This window comes from Pseudarthrobacter sp. AL07, assembly GCF_029960665.1.
Taxonomy (GTDB): Bacteria; Actinomycetota; Actinomycetes; order Actinomycetales; family Micrococcaceae; genus Arthrobacter.
On the sequence record NZ_JASBRB010000025.1, the window covers coordinates 16,181 to 34,360 of the forward strand.

An 18,180-nucleotide genomic window follows, 5' to 3' on the forward strand; every position below is an offset into this window, starting at 1 on the left:
TGGGGCGCGGCAGGCCCGGATCCCGTGATTAGATAGCTGAGTGTCACATGAGAATCTGCAGCGTAATGAAGCCGCTCAACGGTCAGAGCTGATCAGCACCCACAGTTACGACGTTTCCCTGGATGTGCGGCAGGCAGCGGACCCGGACGTGGCGGGCTACACCAGCCGCAGCGTCATCAACTTCTCCGCAGCCATGACGGGCCAGGGGCAGGCGGCGTCCACCTTTCTGGATTTCATCGCCGGCGAAGTCCACAGCGTGTTACTCAACGGCAAAGGGCTCTCCGTGGCCGACGTGGTGGATGGTTCCCGGATCCGCCTGGACAACCTGCAGGCCGAGAACCAGGTCACCGTCACCGGCACCGCCCTGTACAGCCGGTCCGGCGAGGGCATGCACCGCTTTGTGGATCCCGCCGACGGCCGGTGCTACCTCTACACGCAATACGAACCCGCCGACGCACGGCGCGTGTTCGCCAACTTTGAACAGCCCGACCTCAAGGCCGAGTACACGTTTCACGTCATGGCACCGTCCGGCTGGGAGGTGGCCTCAAACGGTATGGAAGCGGCCCGCACGCAGCTGTCGAGCGATCCGGACACCAGCCGCTGGGACTTCGCCACCACCCGCCCCATGTCCACCTACATCACTACCATCCTTGCCGGGCCTTACTTCAAGGCCCAGGACCACTGGAGCGCCGCGCTCAACGACGGCACACCGCTGGAAGTACCACTGGCGCTGTACTGCCGTGCTTCCATGGCGGAATCCTTCGATGCCGCGGAACTCTTCCGCCTGACCAAAAATGGGCTGAACTTCTTCAACCGGCTGTTCGACTACCCATACCCCTGGGGGAAATACGACCAGGCCTTCGTCCCGGAATACAACCTGGGCGCGATGGAAAACCCAGGCTTGGTCACCTTTACCGAAAGCTATGTGTTCACGTCCCGCGCCACCGACGCGCAGTACCAGGCCCGGGCGAACACGCTAATGCACGAGATGGCGCACATGTGGTTCGGGAACCTCGTCACGATGCAGTGGTGGGACGATCTGTGGCTGAAAGAGTCCTTCGCGGACTACATGGGCACCCTCGGCGTGGACCGTGCCACCGACTGGGACACCGCGTGGGTGAACTTCGCCAACAAACGCAAGGCCTGGGCCTACGTCCAGGACCAACTGCCCACCACGCACCCGATCGTGGCCGACATCCCCGACCTCGAGGCCGCCAAGCAGAACTTCGACGGCATCACCTACGCCAAGGGCGCGTCCGTGCTCAAGCAGTTGGTGGCGTATGTGGGGTTTGACGCGTTCATCGCCGGCTCACGGCAGTACTTCCGCGACCACGCCTACGGAAACACCACCCTGGCGGACCTGCTGAAGGCCCTCAGCGCTGCTTCCGGCCGGGACCTTACCGGCTGGGCTGCCGCCTGGCTGCAGACCTCCGGCATCTCCACGCTGTCGCTGGAGACTATAACGCACGACGGCGTCCTGGGCGCCGTGACGATCGTCCAGGAGAGCCAAGACCCCGTTACCGGACGGGAGGAACTGCGGCCGCACCGGCTGCGTGTGGGCTCGTACAACTTCGACGCCGACGGCGCCCTGGTCCGCACCGGGAGCGTCGAAACCGACGTTGCCGGAGCACGGTCGGAGATCCCGGAACTGGCCGGGCAGCCGCGGCCCGCCCTCCTGCTCGTTAACGATGATGACCTCACCTACGCCAAGGTACGGCTGGACCCGGTGTCCGAGGCGACAGTCCTGGCGTCGCTGGACCGGATCACCGACCCCATGGCCCGCGCCCTCTGCTGGACCGCGCTGTGGAACTCCGCCCGCGACGGGGAAAGCCCCGCCTCGCGCTATGTTGAGGCCGTGACGTCGTTCGGACCGGCCGAAACGGGAGTCGGCGTGCTGCTGAACATCCTCGAGAACGCCTCCACCGCCGTCGAACGCTACACCCCCGTGGCCCAACGCGACGCGGTACGCGGCACTTTCATGGCGGCCGCCGACGCCCAGCTGGGTAAGGCACCGCCGGGCTCGGACCATCAGTTGGCCTGGGCGCGTACGCTCGCCGCCGTAAGCCGTCATGATGCTGCCCTCCTCCTCCGGCTCAAGGGCCTCCTGGACGGCACGGTGGTGGTGGACGGCCTGGCCGTGGACGCCGAGCTGCGCTGGAGCCTCTGGCACGCCCTGGCGGCCAACGGGCAGGCCGCCCCCGACGAGCTGGACGCAGAACTTGAACGGGACACCACTGCCTCTGGCCGGGCGGGCCATGCCACGGCGATGGCTTCCCGGCCGGAACCCGGCGTAAAGGCCGCCGCCTGGCAGGAGGCCGTGGAGGGGACGGAGCTGTCGAACCAGCTTCTTAGCGCCACCATCGTCGGCTTTGCCACGGCTCCCGCTGCCCTCCTGGAACCCTATGTGGAGCCCTACTTTGAGTGCCTCCGCGGCGTCTGGGACAACCGGAGCATCGAAATCGCCAGCCGGATCGTCCGGGGGCTGTACCCCCTGGCGCAGAACCTGCAGGCGGGGACCCCGCCGGTGGAGCACCCCGTGGTGCTCCGCACGGATGCCTGGCTGACGGCCAACACTGACGCGCCCCGGGCGCTGCGCCGGATCATTGTGGAGCAGCGGAGCCACCTGCTCCGGGCGCTCACCGCACAGCTGCAGTAAGTCACCGGCAAGGGCTTACGGGACCCGGTGCAGCCAATCCACGGCGCCGAACTTGGTGGTCACCCGGTCCCGGGCGGCACTGAGCTCGGCTGCAGTGAGTTCGGAGGGGGTGGCGGCGTACCGTTCGCTGAACACTTGCATCATGGCGGCGATGATCTCTGTGCGTGCCAGCCCGGTCTGCCGGCGCAGCGGATCAACCCGCTTCTTGGCGCTGCGCGTCCCCTTGTCCGAGAGCTTCTCCTTGCCGATGCGCAGCACCTCGACCATCTTGTCGGCGTCGATGTCGTAGCTCATGGTGACGTGGTGCAGCATGCCCCCGTTGGCGAGGCGCTTCTGGGCAGCACCGCCGATCTTGCCCTGGTCCGTGGCGATGTCGTTCAGGGGTACGTAAAACGCCGTCACCCCGATTTTCTCGAGGGCGGCCATTACCCACGCGTCCAGGAATGCGTACGAGTCCGCGAAGCTGATCCCGTCCACCAGCGTCTGCGGGAGGTACAGGGAGTAGGTGATGCAGTTGCCGGCTTCCATGAACATCGCTCCGCCGCCGCTGATCCGGCGGACCACAGAGATGCCGTGCCGGGCCACGCCGTCGGGATCCAGCTCGTTCCGAAAGGACTGGAAACTGCCGATCACCACGGATGGTTCCTCCCAGTCCCAGAACCGCAGGGTGGGGTTGCGACGGCCGGCGCCCACCTCTTCGGTCAGCACCTCATCCAGGGCGACGTTGATATGCGTCGGCAGCACGGCGGGGGCGATGATGTTCCAGTGGTGATCTGTCCAGGCCGTTGCCTTCGCCAGCGCGCGGCGGACCGTGACGGCCACGGCGTCGGCCGAAAAGCCGAACAGGATGGCGCCGGGAGGCAGCGAAGCGGTGACGGCCGCGGACAGCTCCAACGCCGTCGTGCTTTCCGGAAGTCCTGTCAGCGCCCGGTTGATGGCGGGCAGCGCCTCATCGGGTTCAAGGAAAAAGTCGCCGCTGAGGGAGACGTCGGCGAGGCGACCGTCCACAACGTCGAAGTCCACCACCACAAGTTTGCCGCCCGGGACTTTGAACTCACCGTGGTGGCTGCGGGGGCGGTCTTCAGCGGCAAATGGTGAGGCAGTCATGCCAACCATCCTGCCCCACGATCAGGGCTCCCCGAAACGGCAAAACCCCGGACGCAAAAAGCCCGCACCGTTGCCGGTGCGGGCTTTCCAAAGAACCTTGGGGGTGAAGTGAATTACTTCGCGCCGCCGAAGCCCTTGAAGCGAGCGTTGAAGCGCTCGACGCGGCCTGCAGAGTCCATGATGCGCTGCTTGCCCGTGTAGAACGGGTGGGACTCGGAGGAGATTTCGACGTCAATGACCGGGTAGGTGTTTCCGTCTTCCCACTCGATGGTCTTCTTGGAAGACACGGTGGACTTGGTCAGGAAACTGACGCCGGAAGCCAGGTCGTTGAAAACAACAGCTTCGTACTTCGGGTGGATATCAGACTTCATAATGGGGCCTTTGTTCGCACAACTGGATTTTGCCAGCTGCCAGGTATGAATGGGATGGCTGGTGTCTGCTTCCATGCCGCAAGGCAAGAAGCGCAGGACAGCCAGCTGTTAATAATAGCGGATCAGCGCGGACCCTGCGAACTGCGGGGCCGGAGTTCCCAGAACGCCACGGCGGAGGCCGACGCCACGTTGAGGGAGTCCACGCCGGTGCGCATGGGGATCTTCACGGCGAGGTCGACGGCGGCGAGCGTCCCGGCGCTCATGCCGGCGCCTTCGGTGCCGAGCACCAGGGCCAGCCTGTCCGGATTGCGTGCGGCAAGCGCGTCCACGTCCACGGCGTCCTCGGTGAGTTCCAGCGCGGCAACGGTGAAGCCGGCTTCCTTGAGCAGCGACAGGTCCTGCGGCCAGGACTCCAGCCGCGCCCAGGGCACCTGGAAGACCGTTCCCATGCTGACCCGGACACTGCGGCGATAGAGCGGATCGCCGCAGCGCGGTGAAATCAGGACGGCGTCGATGTCCAGTGCCGCGGCCGACCGGAAGATGGCGCCCACGTTGGTGTGGTCCACGATGTCCTCCAGGACCGCGACCCGGTGCGCGCCAGCCAGCAGCCCGTGGAGGGGCACCGGCTCCGGCCGCTGCATGGCCGCCATGGCGCCGCGGTGCAGATGGAACCCGGTGATCTCTTCGAGCAGGGCGGCGCTGCCAATGAAGGCGGGAACGTCCGGGTAGGCGCTGAGGACATCCTGCAGGTCAGCCAGCCATTTCTCCGCCAGGAAGAACGATCTTGGCCGGTGGCCGGCCGCCAACGCCCGGCGGAGGACCCGCGAGGATTCGGCGATGTACATTCCTTCGGCCGGTTCGCGGAGCTTCCGCAGGTGCACGTCCGTCAGCTGCGTGTAGTCCGAGACGCGGGGGTCCCCGGCGGATTCAAGATAGTGGATTGTCACCGGCAGATTATTTCAGCAGGTTGGCGATCATAAAGCCCAGCGCCATCAGGCCGAGCGCAAAGATGATGGTCCGCAGCACAACCGGGGACAGCCGCCGCCCCACTTTGGAACCCAGGAGACCGCCGATCGTGGAGCTCACGGCGATCAGGAGCACCACCGGCCAGTTGATCCGGTCAAAGGCGAAGAGCAGGTAGGACACCGCGGCCACAAAGTTCACACCGAGGACCAGGATGTTCTTCATGGCATTGGCGTTCTGGATGGTGCCGGTCAGGAATACGCCCAGGATACCCACCAGGAGGATGCCCTGGGCGGCCACGAAGTATCCCCCATAGACGCCGGCCAGGTACACCAGGACAATTAGGAGAATGCCGTGCCTTTTGTCCTTGATGGCGTGCTCGGGGTTTTCCTCGCGATTGCGGACCCATGCCTGCAGCCGCGGCTGGAACACCACCATCAGCAGGGCAAGCACCAGGAGAACCGGGGCCACGTAGTGAAAGACCTTCTCCGGCAGGTGCAACAGCAACCATGCCCCGGTGATGCCGCCCAGCAGCGACGCCGGCAGGAGCTTCAGCAGCTGCAGGCCGCGGCCCTTGAGCTCGCGGCGGTACCCCCACGCACCCGCAGCGGTGCCGGCCACAAGGCCCATCGCGTTGCTCATGGAAGCCACTACCGGAGTGACCCCAAGTGCGATCAGGACCGGGAACGTGACCAGTGTGCCGGAGCCTACAACGGCGTTGATGGTGCCGGCCCACAGGCCGGCAAAAAACACAAAGATGCTGCTGAGAAGATCCACGGTTGGCGGCGCTGCGGCCTAGCGGCGGGCGGTGGCGGTGTAACGGCCAGCGTTGACGGTGACGTCAAGTTCCACGCCAAATGTCTTGCTGAGGTGCTCCGCCGTCAACACGCCCGCGAGGGGTCCGGCTGCCACCACGTTGGAGTCTCGGAGCAACATCGCATGGGTGAAGCCCGGTGGCACCTCTTCGAGGTGGTGGGTAACCAGGACAATGGCCGGAGCGGACTCATCACCGGCCAGTTCGCTGAGGCGGTGCACCAGGTCCTCGCGCCCACCCAGGTCCAGGCCGGCCGCAGGTTCGTCCAGCAGAAGAAGTTCTGGATCAGTCATGAGGGCGCGGGCAATCTGTACCCGCTTGCGCTCACCCTCGGACAGGGACGCGAAAGCCCGGTTCAGGAACGGACCCATGCCCCAGTCATTCAGCAGCCTGAAGGCCCGGCGTTCGTCAGCCTTTTCATAGCCTTCACGCCAGCGGCCCGTGACACCGTACGCCGCGGTGACAACAACATTGAGGACCGTTTCGTGCCCGGGAATCTGGTTGGCCAGGGCGGCGGAGGACAGGCCGATGCGGGGACGGAGTTCAAACACGTCCACGGAGCCGAGGATTTCCTCCAGGATGCCGGCTACACCGCTCGTTGGGTGAAGACGGGCCGCGGCAATCTGCAGGAGAGTGGTCTTGCCTGCGCCGTTGGGTCCCAGGATGACCCAGCGTTCGCCCTCTTTGACCTGCCAGTCAACCTTGTTCAGGAGCGTTTTAGCCCCACGGACAACGCTGACGGCGGCCAATTCAAGAACATCACTCATAGGAGTAGACACTAGGACAAAACAGGGGCGGACTGATAACTGATGCTTGGGCAGCGATACGGGTCACAGCCGCCGCCCCGCCTGCCGGCCCGCAGGGGTTCGCCATCAACCTGGCGCAATCAATTCGGAGGGCTCTCCCCCGCTGACTAAGATTGCAGCCATGACTTCGAACGTGACTGCGGTCAGCTATGGCCTAAAACTGACCGCCTCCGGGCTCGATACCGTGCACGACGCACTGACGGGCAGTGGCGCCACGGTCCAATCACAATCAAGGGGCGGGGACAATCGGTTTGAGGTCCACACTGCCGAGCTCACTATCGCCGACGGCACGGACGACGGTATTTCCGCACTCCGCAGGGCGGTGGCCGAGTCGGCGCAGGCCGGCCTGGACACCGCCATCGTTCCCGCAGGTTTGCGTTCGGCTCCGCGGAAGCTGCTGATCATGGACGTTGATTCGACGCTGATCCAGCAAGAAGTCATTGAGCTCCTGGCGGCCTACGCGGGCAAGCGGGAGGAGGTGGCGGCAGTCACCGAAGCCGCTATGCGCGGTGAACTGGACTTTGCGCAGAGCCTCCACGCGCGGGTGGCCGTGCTCGCAGGACTGCCGGCCGCCGTCGTCGATTCCGTCCGGGCGGAAGTGAAGCTGAGCGACGGTGCCGCTGAGCTGGTTGCGGCATTCAAAGCTGCGGGCCATGTGGTGGCCGTGGTGTCCGGCGGCTTCAACCAGATCCTGCGTCCCATCGCGGAGGATCTGGGCCTGGACTACTGGCTGGCTAACGAGCTTGAAATTGTGGACGGCGCCCTGACCGGCAAAGTAATTGGTGCCGTCATCGACCGTGCGGCGAAGGAAAAGTACCTGCGCGAGTGGGCGGCCGCCGAAGGCATCGCAATGGAACACACGATTGCCGTGGGCGACGGCGCCAATGACCTGGATATGCTCGGGGCCGCCGGGATCGGAGTGGCGTTCAACGCCAAACCTGCGGTCCGGGCCGTCGCGGATTCTGCGATCAACATGCCGTATCTCGACGCGGTGCGCCACATCGCCGGGGTCTGAAGCAACCTCCGCCGATACGCCCAGAAGGCACGTCGCGGCAATGGTCTCAAGGAACAATGCTGCGACGTGCCATCTCGCGTTGGTGAAGTTTAGTTGACGCCCTTGCCGAAGTAGTCGGAGCCGCCGGCGTACTCCGTGTGGCCGGATTCGACGTCGGCCGTAGCCATGCCGGCCACGACTTCAGCGAACTCCTCCACGGAGTACAGCTTTCCGGCCTCAGCGCGTCGGGCTTCGATGGCGCCCGGGTTTGAGCGGTCCAGCAGCGTGGCCGTGACGGTGCCTTCGATCATGTCGCCGGACACAACCACCAGCGAGATGCCCTTCTCAGCCAGGTTCGGGAGGAGCTCACGCAGGGCGTCCTCGCCGGCACGCTTGCTGCGGGCCACAGGCTCGTATTCGGGCATGGTGGGCACGGAGTTGATGAAGTGGGCCTGGTGGCTGGTCACGAAGACCACACGGGAGCCTTCCTTCATCAGGGGCACGGCGGCGTTGAGCATATTGACCTGCGCATCGCGGTTGAGCTTAAGTGCGTAGTCGTCTGCCATGCCGGACTCCATGCCGCCGGACGCGTTGAGCACCAGGACATCCAGCGAACCGAAGTTCTCCATGGCCGCGCTGGCCAGGGCCTGCACGCCTTCCTGGGTGGTGAGGTCCGCACCCACGGCGGTGGCGCGGCCGCCGGTAGCTTCGATTCCGGCTACCACCTTGTTGGCGCGCGGCGCCTTCTGGCGGTAGTTAACGACGACGGCGGCGCCCTCGGCAGCGAGGTTCTTGGCCACTTCGGCGCCGATTCCCCGTGAGGATCCGGTCACGATGGCGGTTTTGTTGTCCAGCAGTCCCATATGGGCTCCTTTGTTCGAAACGTCTAAATCCGTTGAGGTCTGGTGTCAATCATGCCAGCGCCCAGTCCACAATCACTTGTGTGACCCCGACAAAGAAGGCAGCTCACCCTCGTTTCAGTGGCCCATGCCGAGTCCGCCGTCGACGGGGATGACGGCACCGGAAATGTACGCGGCCTCGTCGCTGGAAATCCAGCGGACCACGTTGGCCACTTCCGAAGCCTCGGCAAAGCGGCCGGCTGGTATGCCGGAGAGGTAGTTTTTCTGGGTGGCCTCGGGCAGTTCCGCCGTCATATCCGTGTTGATGAATCCGGGGGCCACCACGTTTGCTGTGATCCCGCGTGAACCCAGCTCACGCGTCAGGGAGCGAGCGATGCCCACCAGGCCGGCTTTGGAAGCGGAGTAGTTGATCTGGCCCGGCGCGCCGTAGAGGCCCGAGACCGAGGAAATGAGGACCACGCGGCCCTTGCGCATCCGAATCATGCCCTTCGAAGCGCGCTTGATGACCCGGAAAGCTCCGGTGAGGTTGGTGTCGATCACCGATGTGAAATCGTCTTCGCTCATCCGCATCAGGAGCGTGTCCTTGGTGATTCCCGCGTTTGCCACCAAGACCTCAACGGGACCGTGGGCAGCTTCCACCTCGGCGAAGGCCGCATCGACGGAGGCTTCGTCGGTCACATCGGCCTTTACGCCCAGAATGCCGGCCGGCAGCTCCGATGGGCTCCGGAAAGTCACGGCCACCTTGTCGCCATTGGCCACAAAAGCCTGCGCGATGGCCAGGCCGATGCCGCGGTTTCCACCGGTAATCAGGACACTGCGGGCCGATGTAGCTGCTTCAGACATTAAACGCTCCGGGATTCTGCGGCACGTGCAGCCGCGGGTAGGACGGGGTGTGATTTTTGCTGCCTCCGATCTTAGCCCGCGTTTGGGCGCCACTGCCGATGGTGAGAGAATTGAGGCAAGCCTTTGGAGCGTGATCAATCAACCGTGACCCTTGAAAACCATGCCGGACAGTCCGTGCCCGGAGACCCCGAAAGTTTCTCCGGGGATTCCGGGGTCTACAGCATTACGGACGCGGCGGACGCCCACTCGGAGGACATGCGCCGGCGCATGATCAAGTACGCGCTGGCCATGGGAATCCGAATGGTCTGCCTCATCCTTATTTTTGTGGTGGACGGCTGGTTCAAGCTTGTTATGGTCGCTGGCGCCGTCTTCCTCCCGTGGATTGCGGTGGTGATCGCGAACGGCAGCGACCAGGCGGAGATCCACAGCGACTCGCTGCTCGACTCGGCCCCGCTGGCCGAGCTGGAAAGCCAGGCCGGGCTGCCGGAACAGGACGGCACCACGTCCACGGTCATCCAGGGCGAACTCATTGATGACGACGACGAACCCACGCAAGGACAGGAACGGCGCGCCTCATGAACATTTTTGACCTGGCTGCAGGGACTGCTGGTCCACCGCCGGCCATGGCTGCTATGTGCTCCCGCAAGGCGTGCCGTACGGAAGCGTCCTGGCAACTGCTCTGGAACAACCCCAAGATCCATACGCCGGAACGCCGCAAAACCTGGCTTGCCTGCAACGACCACCGTGACTGGCTCGAAGACTACCTCCAGACCCGCGGCCTGTGGAAGGAAACCCTGGTCCTGGATTCGGGGCATGCCGCCGGCCGGGCGCCGGTAGGGCAGGACGGCTGAATGTACCGCTTTCTCTTCTCCAGCAAATGGCTGGGATACCTCCTGCTGGCCGCCATTTTCGCCGCCGCCTGCGTGTTCCTTGGCCGTTGGCAGATGGACCGCCGCGCAGAGACACTCGCGGAGATCAACCGCGTGGTCACCAACTATTCCGCCACGCCCATCGCCTTCGACGCGGCAAGGGACGAGTTCGCCGCGCTGGACCCGTCGAAGGAATGGACCCAGGTGGAACTCCAAGGCACCTACGCTCCCGACGGTCAGCGCATTGTCCGCAACCGTCCGCTGAACGGGCAGCCCGGGTATGAGGTGGTTGTCCCCTTCAAGCTCGAGACCGGCGAAACTGTGGTGATTGACCGCGGCTGGCTGCCCATCGGCAACAAGAACCCGGGCAGTCCCGATTCCATTCCGGCGCCTCCTGCCGGCCCAGTGACCGCCGTCGTCCGCCTCAAGCACGGGGAGCCCCAACTGGACCGTGGCGCCCCCGAGGGCCAGATTGCTTCCATCGATCTCCCCACCTATGCGGACCAACTGGGATACCCGGTGCTGACGGGCGCCTACGGACAGCTCGCGTCTGAATCTCCCGCCCCCGCTGACGCGCCCGTCCCGTTCCCGAAGCCGGCCACTGAAGAAGGCACGCACCTGTCCTATTCCCTGCAGTGGTTTGCCTTTGGCGTACTGATGTTCGTGGGCTTCGGGTACGCCGCACGGCAGCAGGCCAGGAATGCTGCGATCGACGCCGAGGATGAGCTTGAGGGTGAAGACGGGTCGCGGGATTCCGGCAGCCCCGTGCATTCCGCCGCTGCGGCAGCCCGCCGTCGTCCGCCTGTTGCCCGCAAACGCAAGAAGGCGACCGCCGAAGAAGAGGAAGACGCCCTGCTGGACGCGCAGGGCTACTGAAGCTGACTGGGTTCGTTGCGTTTGTCGTCCCGAGAGATGCGTTCGCCTCGTCGGTTCCGTTCGCCTCGTCGGTTCCGTTCGCTTCGCAACGCGGGTGATTTCCCGCGTGCTGGCTCGTTCCTCGCCTCTGACGCACGCTACATAAATCACCCACGCTGCTCCGCTCGTGCATGGGTGCGTTAATCGCACAAGCGGAGCAGCGATCAAGATCGGCGTCAGCGCACGTGGGGGTCCAGTTAGGAACAGGAAAGTTCCGCCGGGCCACCTAAGGAAGGTCCCAAGGTGGCTGGACAAGTCCCTCGCGGCGTAGGGACTGGCGGTCCGCTGACGACTGAACCAAAGCTGGAAGGTGACAGTGGCACGCGCGCTGCGGAGCGTACCCGGCCACGGAACGAGTCAGCACGTGGGCAATCCCCGGCCTCGCGCAGCGAACGCAACGGACGCCGAGAAGGCTAAGCGAGCGTAATCAGGTCCAGGTAGTCTTCGTTCCAGTGGTCCTCGATACCGTCGGGCAGCAGTACGACGCGTTCGGGGTTCAGTGCCTCGACGGCTCCTTCATCGTGGCTCACGAGGACGACGGCGCCGGTGTAGTTGCTTAGTGCCCCGAGGATTTCGGCTCGGCTGGCCGGGTCGAGGTTGTTAGTGGGCTCGTCAAGGAGAAGCACGTTCGCGCTTGAGGCCACGATGGTGGCCAGAGCCAGCCGGGTCTTCTCGCCGCCGGAGAGCACACCGGCGGGCTTATCGACGTCGTCTCCGGAAAACAGGAACGAGCCCAGGATGTTGCGGACTTCCGCGTCGTTCATGTCCGGGGCGGACGAGCGCATGTTCTGCAGGACGGTGCGGTCCACGTCGAGCGTCTCGTGCTCCTGGGCGTAGTAGCCCACCTTCAGGCCGTGGCCCGCCACGACCTCGCCGGTGTCCGGCTTGTCGACGCCGGCGAGCATCCGCAGGAGGGTGGTCTTGCCGGCGCCGTTGAGGCCCAGGATGACCACCTTGGAACCGCGGTCGATGGCAAGGTCCACGTCGGTGAAGATCTCCAGCGAACCGTAGGACTTGCTGAGTCCGTCCGCTGTCAGCGGAGTCTTGCCGCAGGGTGACGGATCAGGGAAGCGCAGGGCTGCCACGCGGTCGGTCGCGCGGACGGCTTCGAGGCCTCCCAGCAGACGTTCGGCACGCTTGGCCATGTTCTGCGCTGCGACGGCTTTGGTGGCCTTGGCGCGCATTTTGTTGGCCTGGTCGATGAGGACCTGGGCTTTCTTCTCCGCGTTTGCGCGCTCACGCTTGCGGGCGCGCTCGTCCGTTTCGCGCTGGAGCAGGTAGCGCTTCCAGTTCATATTGTAGAAGTCGACCTTGGCGCGGTTGGGATCCAGCAGGAACACTTTGTTGACCGTGGCTTCGAGCAGCTCGGTGTCGTGGCTGATCACGATCAGGCCGCCCTGGTGGTTCTTCAGGAACTCGCGGAGCCAGGTGATGGAGTCAGCGTCGAGGTGGTTGGTGGGCTCATCGAGGAGCATCGTTTCGGCGTCCGAGTACAGGATCCGGGCGAGTTCCACTCGACGGCGCTGGCCGCCGGACAGGGTCTTGAGCGGCTGGTTCAGCAGCCGGTCCGGGAGGGCCAGGTTGGAGCAGATCGCGGCGGCCTCGGCCTCGGCCGCGTAGCCGCCGGCGGCCAGGAACTCGGATTCCAGCCGGTCATAGCGGTTCATCGCCTTGCGCTGGATCTCGGTGTCCTCGCTGGCCATGTCCTCATGGGTCTGCTTGAGCTTGTTGACGGCTACGTCCAGGCCGCGGGCGGAGAGGATGCGGTCGCGGGCCAGCTGTTCCATGTCCGGGGTGCGGGGATCCTGCGGCAGGTAGCCGATCTCGCCGCTGCGGGTAACCTTGCCGCCGGCGGGCTGGCCTTCGCCCGCGAGTACCCGGGTCAGGGTGGTCTTGCCTGCGCCGTTACGGCCTACGAGGCCGATCTTGTCGCCCTTGTCGATGCGGAAGCTCACCTGGTCCATGAGGAGCCGGGCGCCGGCGCGCAGTTCAAGATCCTGGACAGTAATCACAGCAGGTAAGGCCTTTCACAACAGGGAACGCCGCAGCTCATCGGATGACGTCTGGAAGCAGCCGGGCAGAAATGGCCGACAGAACGGCCTTTCCAAGTCTACCGGCCTCAGCTTGGCCCCATAACCGCTGCACCGCAGTCGTGCGTTGGCTCAACGGTTGTGCCCGGCCGTCAACCCCGGGCATCCCGTTTAGTAGGTCCCCTACAAAATGGCGGACGACGGCGGCCGGTAACGTCAGGATGACCCCCATGCTTCGCTTGTACAACCACGACAGGAACAACCCCATGAGCCAGACAGACACCGCCGCCACCGGCACCTCTTCCCGCCTCCGGAGCCGGTGGAATGCCACCGACCTGGGCCTGATCGCCGTCTTCGCAGCGCTCGTTGCCGGCTCCGCTATGGTTCCTGGCATCGCGGCGAACGTGTTCGGCATCCCCATCACTTTCCAGACCCTTGCGGTGATGCTCACCGGACTGATGCTCGGCCCCGGCCGGGGATTCGCCGCCGTCGGCCTGTACACCCTCCTGGGCCTGGCCGGCCTGCCGATCTTCAGCCAGGGCCGCAGCGGCCTTGGCATCCTGGCCGGACCGTCCGCCGGCTACATCATTGCTTTCCCCATCGCAGCAGCCGTCGTCGGGTGGCTCGCTACCGTGGTGATCCGACGGACAACCCGCGCACGGGCACTGTGGTTCTTCGCGTCGGCGATGGTCACCAGCATCGCCGTCGTGCACACGCTCGGAGTTGTAGGGATCGCCCTGAACACCAAAGCGTCACTGGGTGACGCCTTCCTTGCAGACCTGATCTTCTACCCCGGCGACGTGATTAAGAACATCCTCGCCGCGGTGATCGCCGTGGCACTGCACCGGGCATTTCCCGACGTCCTGGTCCGCCGGGTGAAGCGGATCAGCAACTAGTCCCGCTATGGCAACCATTTCCTTCCGGCAGGCCTCAGTGGCCGTTGCCGTTGACAACCGCCCCGAACCGAAGTCCCTGCTCCAGGACGTCACGCTTGAGCTGACGGAACAGCGCATCGGCGTGATCGGTGCCAACGGGTCCGGCAAGTCCACGCTGCTGCGGCTGATTAACGGCCTGGTCCAGCCAACTTCCGGCAGCGTGTCCGTGGACGGCGCCGATACTGTCCGGGCGGTGCGGGCAGTCCGCCGGCAGGTGGGGTTTGTCTTCACGGATCCGTTGTCCCAGCTGGTCATGCCCACGGGGCGCGAGGACGTGGAGCTTTCGCTGCGCCGCCCGGTCCGCAACGGTGCGGAGCGGCGGAGGCTGGCGGAAGCGGCCCTGAAGCGCCTTGACCTGCTGCCGCTCGCGGACCAAAGCATCTACGAACTCTCCGGCGGTGAACGCCAACTGATGGCCCTCGCCGCTGTTCTGGCCGTGAGTCCCAATGTCTTAGTGCTGGATGAACCGTCCACCCTCCTGGACCTCCGGAACCGCGAACTCCTGCGCCGCACGCTATCCGGGCTCGACCAGCAGATCGTGATGTCCACTCACGACCTCGACCTCGCCCTGGAGATGGACCGTGTGCTGGTGGTGGAGGCGGGACGCGTGATGTTCGACGGCGGCCCTGCCGCGGCCGTCGACGCATACCGGGACCTGGTCACCAACGGCCTGGCCGCGCCGTGAGGGGGCACGGCTTCCTGCTGGCCAACTACGTCCCGGGGAATTCCGTCATCCACCGGACGCCGCTGGCAGCGAAGTTCCTGCTGGTGGTGGGCTGCGGCCTCGTGTCATTCCTGGTGGTCGACTGGCTGGTATCCGCCGCGGTACTGGCCACGCTCGGCGTCCTGTTTCTCCTGACGGGCGCCGGAGCCCGCCGGCTGGTCGGTGCTGTCCGTCCGGTTGGCCTTGTGCTGATGGTCATCGGCCTGTTCCAGTGGTGGCAGCTGGGTGGACCCACAGCCGCCCGGATTGTCCTTAACATCCTGGTCTGCGTGGTGGCGGCGTCCCTGCTGACAGCCACGACCCCTATGCAGCGGATCCTCGACGGCGTGGTGGCGCTGGCCACGCCGTTCCGCCGCTTTGGCGCGGACCCCGAGCGTTTTGCGCTGACCATCGCCATCATGCTCCGCAGCATCCCGTATATCGCCGGCGCCTTTGCAGACGTCAGGGATTCCGCCCGGGCCCGCGGGCTTGAACGCAACCCGCGTGCCCTTGTGCTGCCCGTCTTTATCACCACCGTGGCCTTCGCCCGCCAGACCGGCGAAGCGCTGGCTGCCCGCGGGCTGGGCGACGCGGAAGACTGAGGGGCCGTTAGAGGTGCTTTGTTCGGCTCAGGAGTCCTGTCGCCCGCCGGCCAGCAACTCGTAGCGCAGCAGCGCCGCCGTTCCCATGCCGCCGGCAATACTGATCAGGGCCAGTGCAAGGGAGCCATGGTTCCCGGTGCGCCGGGCCTGGGCGAGAAGCCGGGTCACGAGTACCGCCCCGGATGCCCCGTAGGCGTGGCCCAGTGCCAGCGCCCCGCCGTCAAGGTTGGCCCGCTCCGGATCAATGCCCAGCTGGTCCAGGCAGGCCAGGGTCTGGGACGCGAAGGCTTCGTTGAACTCCACCAGGTCGACGCTGTCAGCGGACAGCCCCCTCGACTGCAGGAGCCGCTGTCCGGCAACCGCTGCGCCGATCCCCAGCACGTCGGGATCCACGCCGGCCGTGTCCGAGCCCAGCACCAGGAGCCCGTCGGCGGCTCCCAGTTCCCGGGCCCGCTGCAGGGAAGTGATGACGACGGCGCACGCGGCGTCTGCGTCGAAGCATGAGTTGCCTGCTGTGACCGTCCCCTCTGGCACAAAAGCGGCGGGGAACCGCTTCAGGACGGCGGCGGACAGACCGGCGCGGGGGCCGTCGTCGGCACTGATGGGACCGGCTGGCGTTTGCAGCGTGGTGATTTCGGCGGCGAAATAGCCTGCCTTAGTGGCGGCCAGCGCGCGCTGGTGGCTGCGGAGCGCCGAGGCATCCTGCCGTTCCCGGCTGACCTCGAACCGGGCCGCTACGTTCTCGGCAGCGACCCCCATGTCCGGGTCGCCGAAACTGTGCGGCACAAACTGGGCCCGGGCAAAAAAGGCGGGCTCGCCGTCGTCGTCCCGGTAGGCCCGCAACGGAGCCGTGCTGATGCTCTCCACTCCCCCGGCGAGATACACGAGGTTTCCCCCGGCGGCCACCAGCCGGGCCGCCAGGACGATCGCGTCGAGGCCTGACCCGCACTGGCGGTCGACGGTCAGTCCCGGCACGCTGACCGGCAGTCCTGCCTCAAGAAGGGCCAGACGGGCCACGTTACCGCCGCCGCCCACGGCGTTGCCGATCACCACATCCGTGACCGCTTCGGCCGGCACCTGGGTGTCTGCCAAGAGGTCAGCCAGGACCGGCGCGAGAAGCTTGTGCGCACGCAGTTCCTTCAGCGCGCCGTTGGCGCGCCGGACCGCGGTACGCCGCGCCGCGATGATCACCGGCTGCCGGTCCGCGGGCACAAAGTCACCAGGCGGCAAGCCATGGGGCTGCAGGTCAGCGGTCAAGATGCCGCGCCCTCGGGTCGTGGGAGCCGATCCATTCCAGCAGGATATTCCGGCTGATCTTGCCCCGGTCCGTCGTGGGAAGTTCGGACAGTGCGAAGTACTGGTGGGGCCGTTTCTCCCGCGGCAGGATGTTTGCGAGTCCTGCCTTGAGCTGCAAGGCCGTGATTCCGCCGTGGGACGGAATGACGCCTGCAACCACCCGTTGGCCGCGGAGGTCATCGGGTATTCCGGCGGCTACAGCAGCAGCCACGCCCGGCACGGCCGCCAGGGCGAGTTCCACTTCGTGCGGATACACGTTCTTGCCCGAAGTCAGGATCATGTCGGCGCGCCGGCCCAGGATGTGCAGCTCGCCGTCGGCGAGGTAGCCCTGGTCCCCCACCGTGAACCAGCCGTTGAAGGAACGGAGCGCCTGGCCGTCGTCACCCCAGAGGTAGCCGTTGCTGAGCATGCCGCTGCGGACGCAGATGTTGCCGGCTTGGCCGTCCTGCAGTTCGGAACCGTCGTCGTCCAGGATTCTGACGTCCACGCCCGGGAACGGGTGTCCGATTCCAGTACCCCCGGCGTCCAGCAGTTCCCCCGCCACTAGCCCCGCACCGGAGACAAAGCTCAGTTCGGATGCGCCGTAATACTCAAAGATGGTGGCGTTCAGCGCCCAGCGCCGTGCTGCCTCAAGGGTGCGTGCGTCCAGCTTCGAGCCGGCGCAGATGATGGTCCGGATGCCGGCGGCATCAACGCAGCCGGTCAGGCCGCGCTCACTCAGCAGCCGCAGCATGGTGGGCACGAGGATCAGCCGGGTCACGCCGTCGTGCGTAATGGCGGCGTGGACATCACCGACGTCGAACCTCCCCAGCGTCTGGAATTCTGAGCCCGCGTAGAGGCACTCAGCGAGGGCGTAGAGGTTAAGGCTGGCGGCCAGGGGTCCGGGCGCGAGCGTGACGTCGGTCTGGGCGAGGCCGAAGAACTCAATAGATGCGTCGAAGGACTGCCGCCAGGACTGCCTGGACCGGGTGAACGCCTTGGGCACGGAGGTGGTGCCGGAGGTGAGTCCGATCAGGAAGGTCGAGTCCGGCGGCCCGTCCGCCAACGCATCCGATGCGGAAACTGCGCCCGGCTCAGCTGATTCCGCCAGCCGTTGAACGATTTCCAGGTGCAGGGACGCCGGCCAGGCCGGATCCAGGACTGCGCATTGACGCTCGCCGGCGACGGCTGCGGTGAACTTTACGGCGAAGTCCACGGAGTTGGCCTCCGCCAGGACTGTGATGGCTGCCGTCCCTGGAAGAGCGGCTGCGGCGGCGTCCCGCAGCTCAGCCCAGCGCAGGCGCTGGCCGGCCACCACAACGGCAGTGTCATGGGGGCGTTCTTCGGCCCAACGCTGGATTTTGTCGAGAAAAGGCATCGAACCAACTTTACCGGGCTGACTCGGCTTCGGTGCTGCCGGTAAAGGCTATTGTGACT

Annotated in this window: 18 protein-coding genes; 8 read left to right on the plus strand and 10 right to left on the minus strand. The window is 65.7% G+C overall.

The features are described 5' to 3' along the window. Positions 1-40: 40 nt before the first annotated feature. Complete coding sequence (gene pepN / locus QK290_RS15290) at positions 41-2,656, plus strand: aminopeptidase N (RefSeq protein ID WP_282331484.1); 2,616 nt, start codon at positions 41-43, stop codon at positions 2,654-2,656. 15 nt (positions 2,657-2,671) lie between these two features. Here pepN and QK290_RS15295 read toward each other — a convergent pair whose 3' ends face one another. The 5 genes from QK290_RS15295 to QK290_RS15315 all read right to left on the minus strand — a co-directional run bounded on the left by QK290_RS15295 (position 2,672) and on the right by QK290_RS15315 (position 6,678). After that, positions 2,672-3,763, minus strand: coding sequence for a biotin/lipoate A/B protein ligase family protein (locus tag QK290_RS15295; RefSeq protein ID WP_282331485.1), 1,092 nt, complete (start codon positions 3,761-3,763; stop codon positions 2,672-2,674). Positions 3,764-3,876: 113 nt separating this feature from the next. After that, positions 3,877-4,134, minus strand: coding sequence for a type B 50S ribosomal protein L31 (locus tag QK290_RS15300; protein ID WP_111909496.1), 258 nt, complete (start codon positions 4,132-4,134; stop codon positions 3,877-3,879). 122 nt (positions 4,135-4,256) lie between these two features. Then, positions 4,257-5,081: an RNA methyltransferase gene (locus QK290_RS15305; RefSeq protein ID WP_282331486.1), complete on the minus strand. Its 825-nt coding sequence runs from the start codon at positions 5,079-5,081 to the stop codon at positions 4,257-4,259. Between the two features lie 7 nt (positions 5,082-5,088). Continuing rightward, complete coding sequence (locus tag QK290_RS15310; RefSeq protein ID WP_282331487.1) at positions 5,089-5,874, minus strand: sulfite exporter TauE/SafE family protein; 786 nt, start codon at positions 5,872-5,874, stop codon at positions 5,089-5,091. Positions 5,875-5,892: 18 nt separating this feature from the next. Beyond that, positions 5,893-6,678, minus strand: a complete 786-nt coding sequence (locus tag QK290_RS15315; RefSeq protein WP_282331488.1) for an ABC transporter ATP-binding protein — start codon at positions 6,676-6,678, stop codon at positions 5,893-5,895. A gap of 160 nt (positions 6,679-6,838) precedes the next feature. Between QK290_RS15315 and serB the strand changes: the two genes are divergently transcribed. Beyond that, positions 6,839-7,732 (plus strand): phosphoserine phosphatase SerB, encoded by an 894-nt coding sequence (gene serB / locus QK290_RS15320; protein WP_282331489.1) that lies wholly within the window; start codon positions 6,839-6,841, stop codon positions 7,730-7,732. Positions 7,733-7,821: 89 nt separating this feature from the next. On the opposite strand, the gene QK290_RS15325 is transcribed toward serB, so the two are convergent. Both QK290_RS15325 and fabG read right to left on the minus strand, forming a co-directional pair. Then, complete coding sequence (locus QK290_RS15325) at positions 7,822-8,574, minus strand: SDR family oxidoreductase (protein ID WP_282331490.1); 753 nt, start codon at positions 8,572-8,574, stop codon at positions 7,822-7,824. A 114-nt stretch (positions 8,575-8,688) separates the two neighbouring features. Then, the gene (fabG, locus tag QK290_RS15330; RefSeq protein ID WP_282331491.1) at positions 8,689-9,414 is read right to left on the minus strand and encodes a 3-oxoacyl-ACP reductase FabG; all 726 of its coding nucleotides are present in this window, start codon (positions 9,412-9,414) and stop codon (positions 8,689-8,691) included. 144 nt (positions 9,415-9,558) lie between these two features. On the opposite strand from fabG, the gene QK290_RS15335 reads away from it, so the two are divergent. From QK290_RS15335 to QK290_RS15345, 3 genes are read left to right on the plus strand one after another with little or no spacing between them, the layout of a single operon-like run. Continuing rightward, positions 9,559-9,993, plus strand: a complete 435-nt coding sequence (locus QK290_RS15335) for a DUF3099 domain-containing protein (RefSeq protein WP_282331492.1) — start codon at positions 9,559-9,561, stop codon at positions 9,991-9,993. Further along, on the plus strand, positions 9,990-10,265 hold the full coding sequence (locus QK290_RS15340; protein WP_282331493.1) for a hypothetical protein: 276 nt from the start codon (positions 9,990-9,992) through the stop codon (positions 10,263-10,265). Before QK290_RS15335 ends, QK290_RS15340 begins: the two co-directional genes overlap by 4 nt. Next, entirely contained in the window at positions 10,266-11,159 is an 894-nt protein-coding gene (locus QK290_RS15345; protein WP_282331494.1) for an SURF1 family protein, read from the plus strand. It begins immediately after the preceding gene. A 452-nt stretch (positions 11,160-11,611) separates the two neighbouring features. Here the strand turns inward: QK290_RS15345 and QK290_RS15350 are convergent, their stop codons facing one another. After that, the gene (locus QK290_RS15350; protein WP_282331495.1) at positions 11,612-13,210 is read right to left on the minus strand and encodes an ABC-F family ATP-binding cassette domain-containing protein; all 1,599 of its coding nucleotides are present in this window, start codon (positions 13,208-13,210) and stop codon (positions 11,612-11,614) included. 284 nt (positions 13,211-13,494) lie between these two features. Here QK290_RS15350 and QK290_RS15355 point away from each other — a divergent pair, with 284 nt between their 5' ends. The 3 genes from QK290_RS15355 to QK290_RS15365 are packed head-to-tail and all read left to right on the plus strand — an operon-like array spanning position 13,495 to position 15,468. Beyond that, positions 13,495-14,124: a biotin transporter BioY gene (locus QK290_RS15355; RefSeq protein WP_282331496.1), complete on the plus strand. Its 630-nt coding sequence runs from the start codon at positions 13,495-13,497 to the stop codon at positions 14,122-14,124. Positions 14,125-14,131: 7 nt separating this feature from the next. Beyond that, positions 14,132-14,848 carry an ABC transporter ATP-binding protein gene (locus QK290_RS15360; RefSeq protein WP_282331497.1) on the plus strand — a complete coding sequence of 239 codons (717 nt, stop codon included), beginning with the start codon at positions 14,132-14,134 and terminating at the stop codon, positions 14,846-14,848. Next, complete coding sequence (locus QK290_RS15365) at positions 14,845-15,468, plus strand: energy-coupling factor transporter transmembrane protein EcfT (protein ID WP_282331498.1); 624 nt, start codon at positions 14,845-14,847, stop codon at positions 15,466-15,468. Before QK290_RS15360 ends, QK290_RS15365 begins: the two co-directional genes overlap by 4 nt. 27 nt (positions 15,469-15,495) lie before the next feature. On the opposite strand, the gene QK290_RS15370 is transcribed toward QK290_RS15365, so the two are convergent. Next, positions 15,496-16,725 (minus strand): thiolase family protein, encoded by a 1,230-nt coding sequence (locus QK290_RS15370; RefSeq protein ID WP_282331499.1) that lies wholly within the window; start codon positions 16,723-16,725, stop codon positions 15,496-15,498. Beyond that, the gene (locus tag QK290_RS15375) at positions 16,715-18,121 is read right to left on the minus strand and encodes an AMP-binding protein (protein ID WP_282331500.1); all 1,407 of its coding nucleotides are present in this window, start codon (positions 18,119-18,121) and stop codon (positions 16,715-16,717) included. Before QK290_RS15375 ends, QK290_RS15370 begins: the two co-directional genes overlap by 11 nt. Between the last annotated feature and the right edge of the window lie 59 nt (positions 18,122-18,180).

What these genes read in the sequence shown, in the direction of transcription:
- QK290_RS15295 (WP_282331485.1), bottom strand. Translation starts at nt 3,763, where the DNA reads ATGACTGCCTCACCATTTGCCGCTGAAGACCGCCCCCGCAGCCACCAC.
- QK290_RS15300 (WP_111909496.1), bottom strand. Translation starts at nt 4,134, where the DNA reads ATGAAGTCTGATATCCACCCGAAGTACGAAGCTGTTGTTTTCAACGAC.
- QK290_RS15315 (WP_282331488.1), bottom strand. Translation starts at nt 6,678, where the DNA reads ATGAGTGATGTTCTTGAATTGGCCGCCGTCAGCGTTGTCCGTGGGGCT.
- serB (WP_282331489.1), top strand. Translation starts at nt 6,839, where the DNA reads ATGACTTCGAACGTGACTGCGGTCAGCTATGGCCTAAAACTGACCGCC.
- QK290_RS15325 (WP_282331490.1), bottom strand. Translation starts at nt 8,574, where the DNA reads ATGGGACTGCTGGACAACAAAACCGCCATCGTGACCGGATCCTCACGG.
- fabG (WP_282331491.1), bottom strand. Translation starts at nt 9,414, where the DNA reads ATGTCTGAAGCAGCTACATCGGCCCGCAGTGTCCTGATTACCGGTGGA.
- QK290_RS15340 (WP_282331493.1), top strand. Translation starts at nt 9,990, where the DNA reads ATGAACATTTTTGACCTGGCTGCAGGGACTGCTGGTCCACCGCCGGCC.
- QK290_RS15345 (WP_282331494.1), top strand. Translation starts at nt 10,266, where the DNA reads ATGTACCGCTTTCTCTTCTCCAGCAAATGGCTGGGATACCTCCTGCTG.
- QK290_RS15355 (WP_282331496.1), top strand. Translation starts at nt 13,495, where the DNA reads ATGAGCCAGACAGACACCGCCGCCACCGGCACCTCTTCCCGCCTCCGG.
- QK290_RS15360 (WP_282331497.1), top strand. Translation starts at nt 14,132, where the DNA reads ATGGCAACCATTTCCTTCCGGCAGGCCTCAGTGGCCGTTGCCGTTGAC.
- QK290_RS15375 (WP_282331500.1), bottom strand. Translation starts at nt 18,121, where the DNA reads ATGCCTTTTCTCGACAAAATCCAGCGTTGGGCCGAAGAACGCCCCCAT.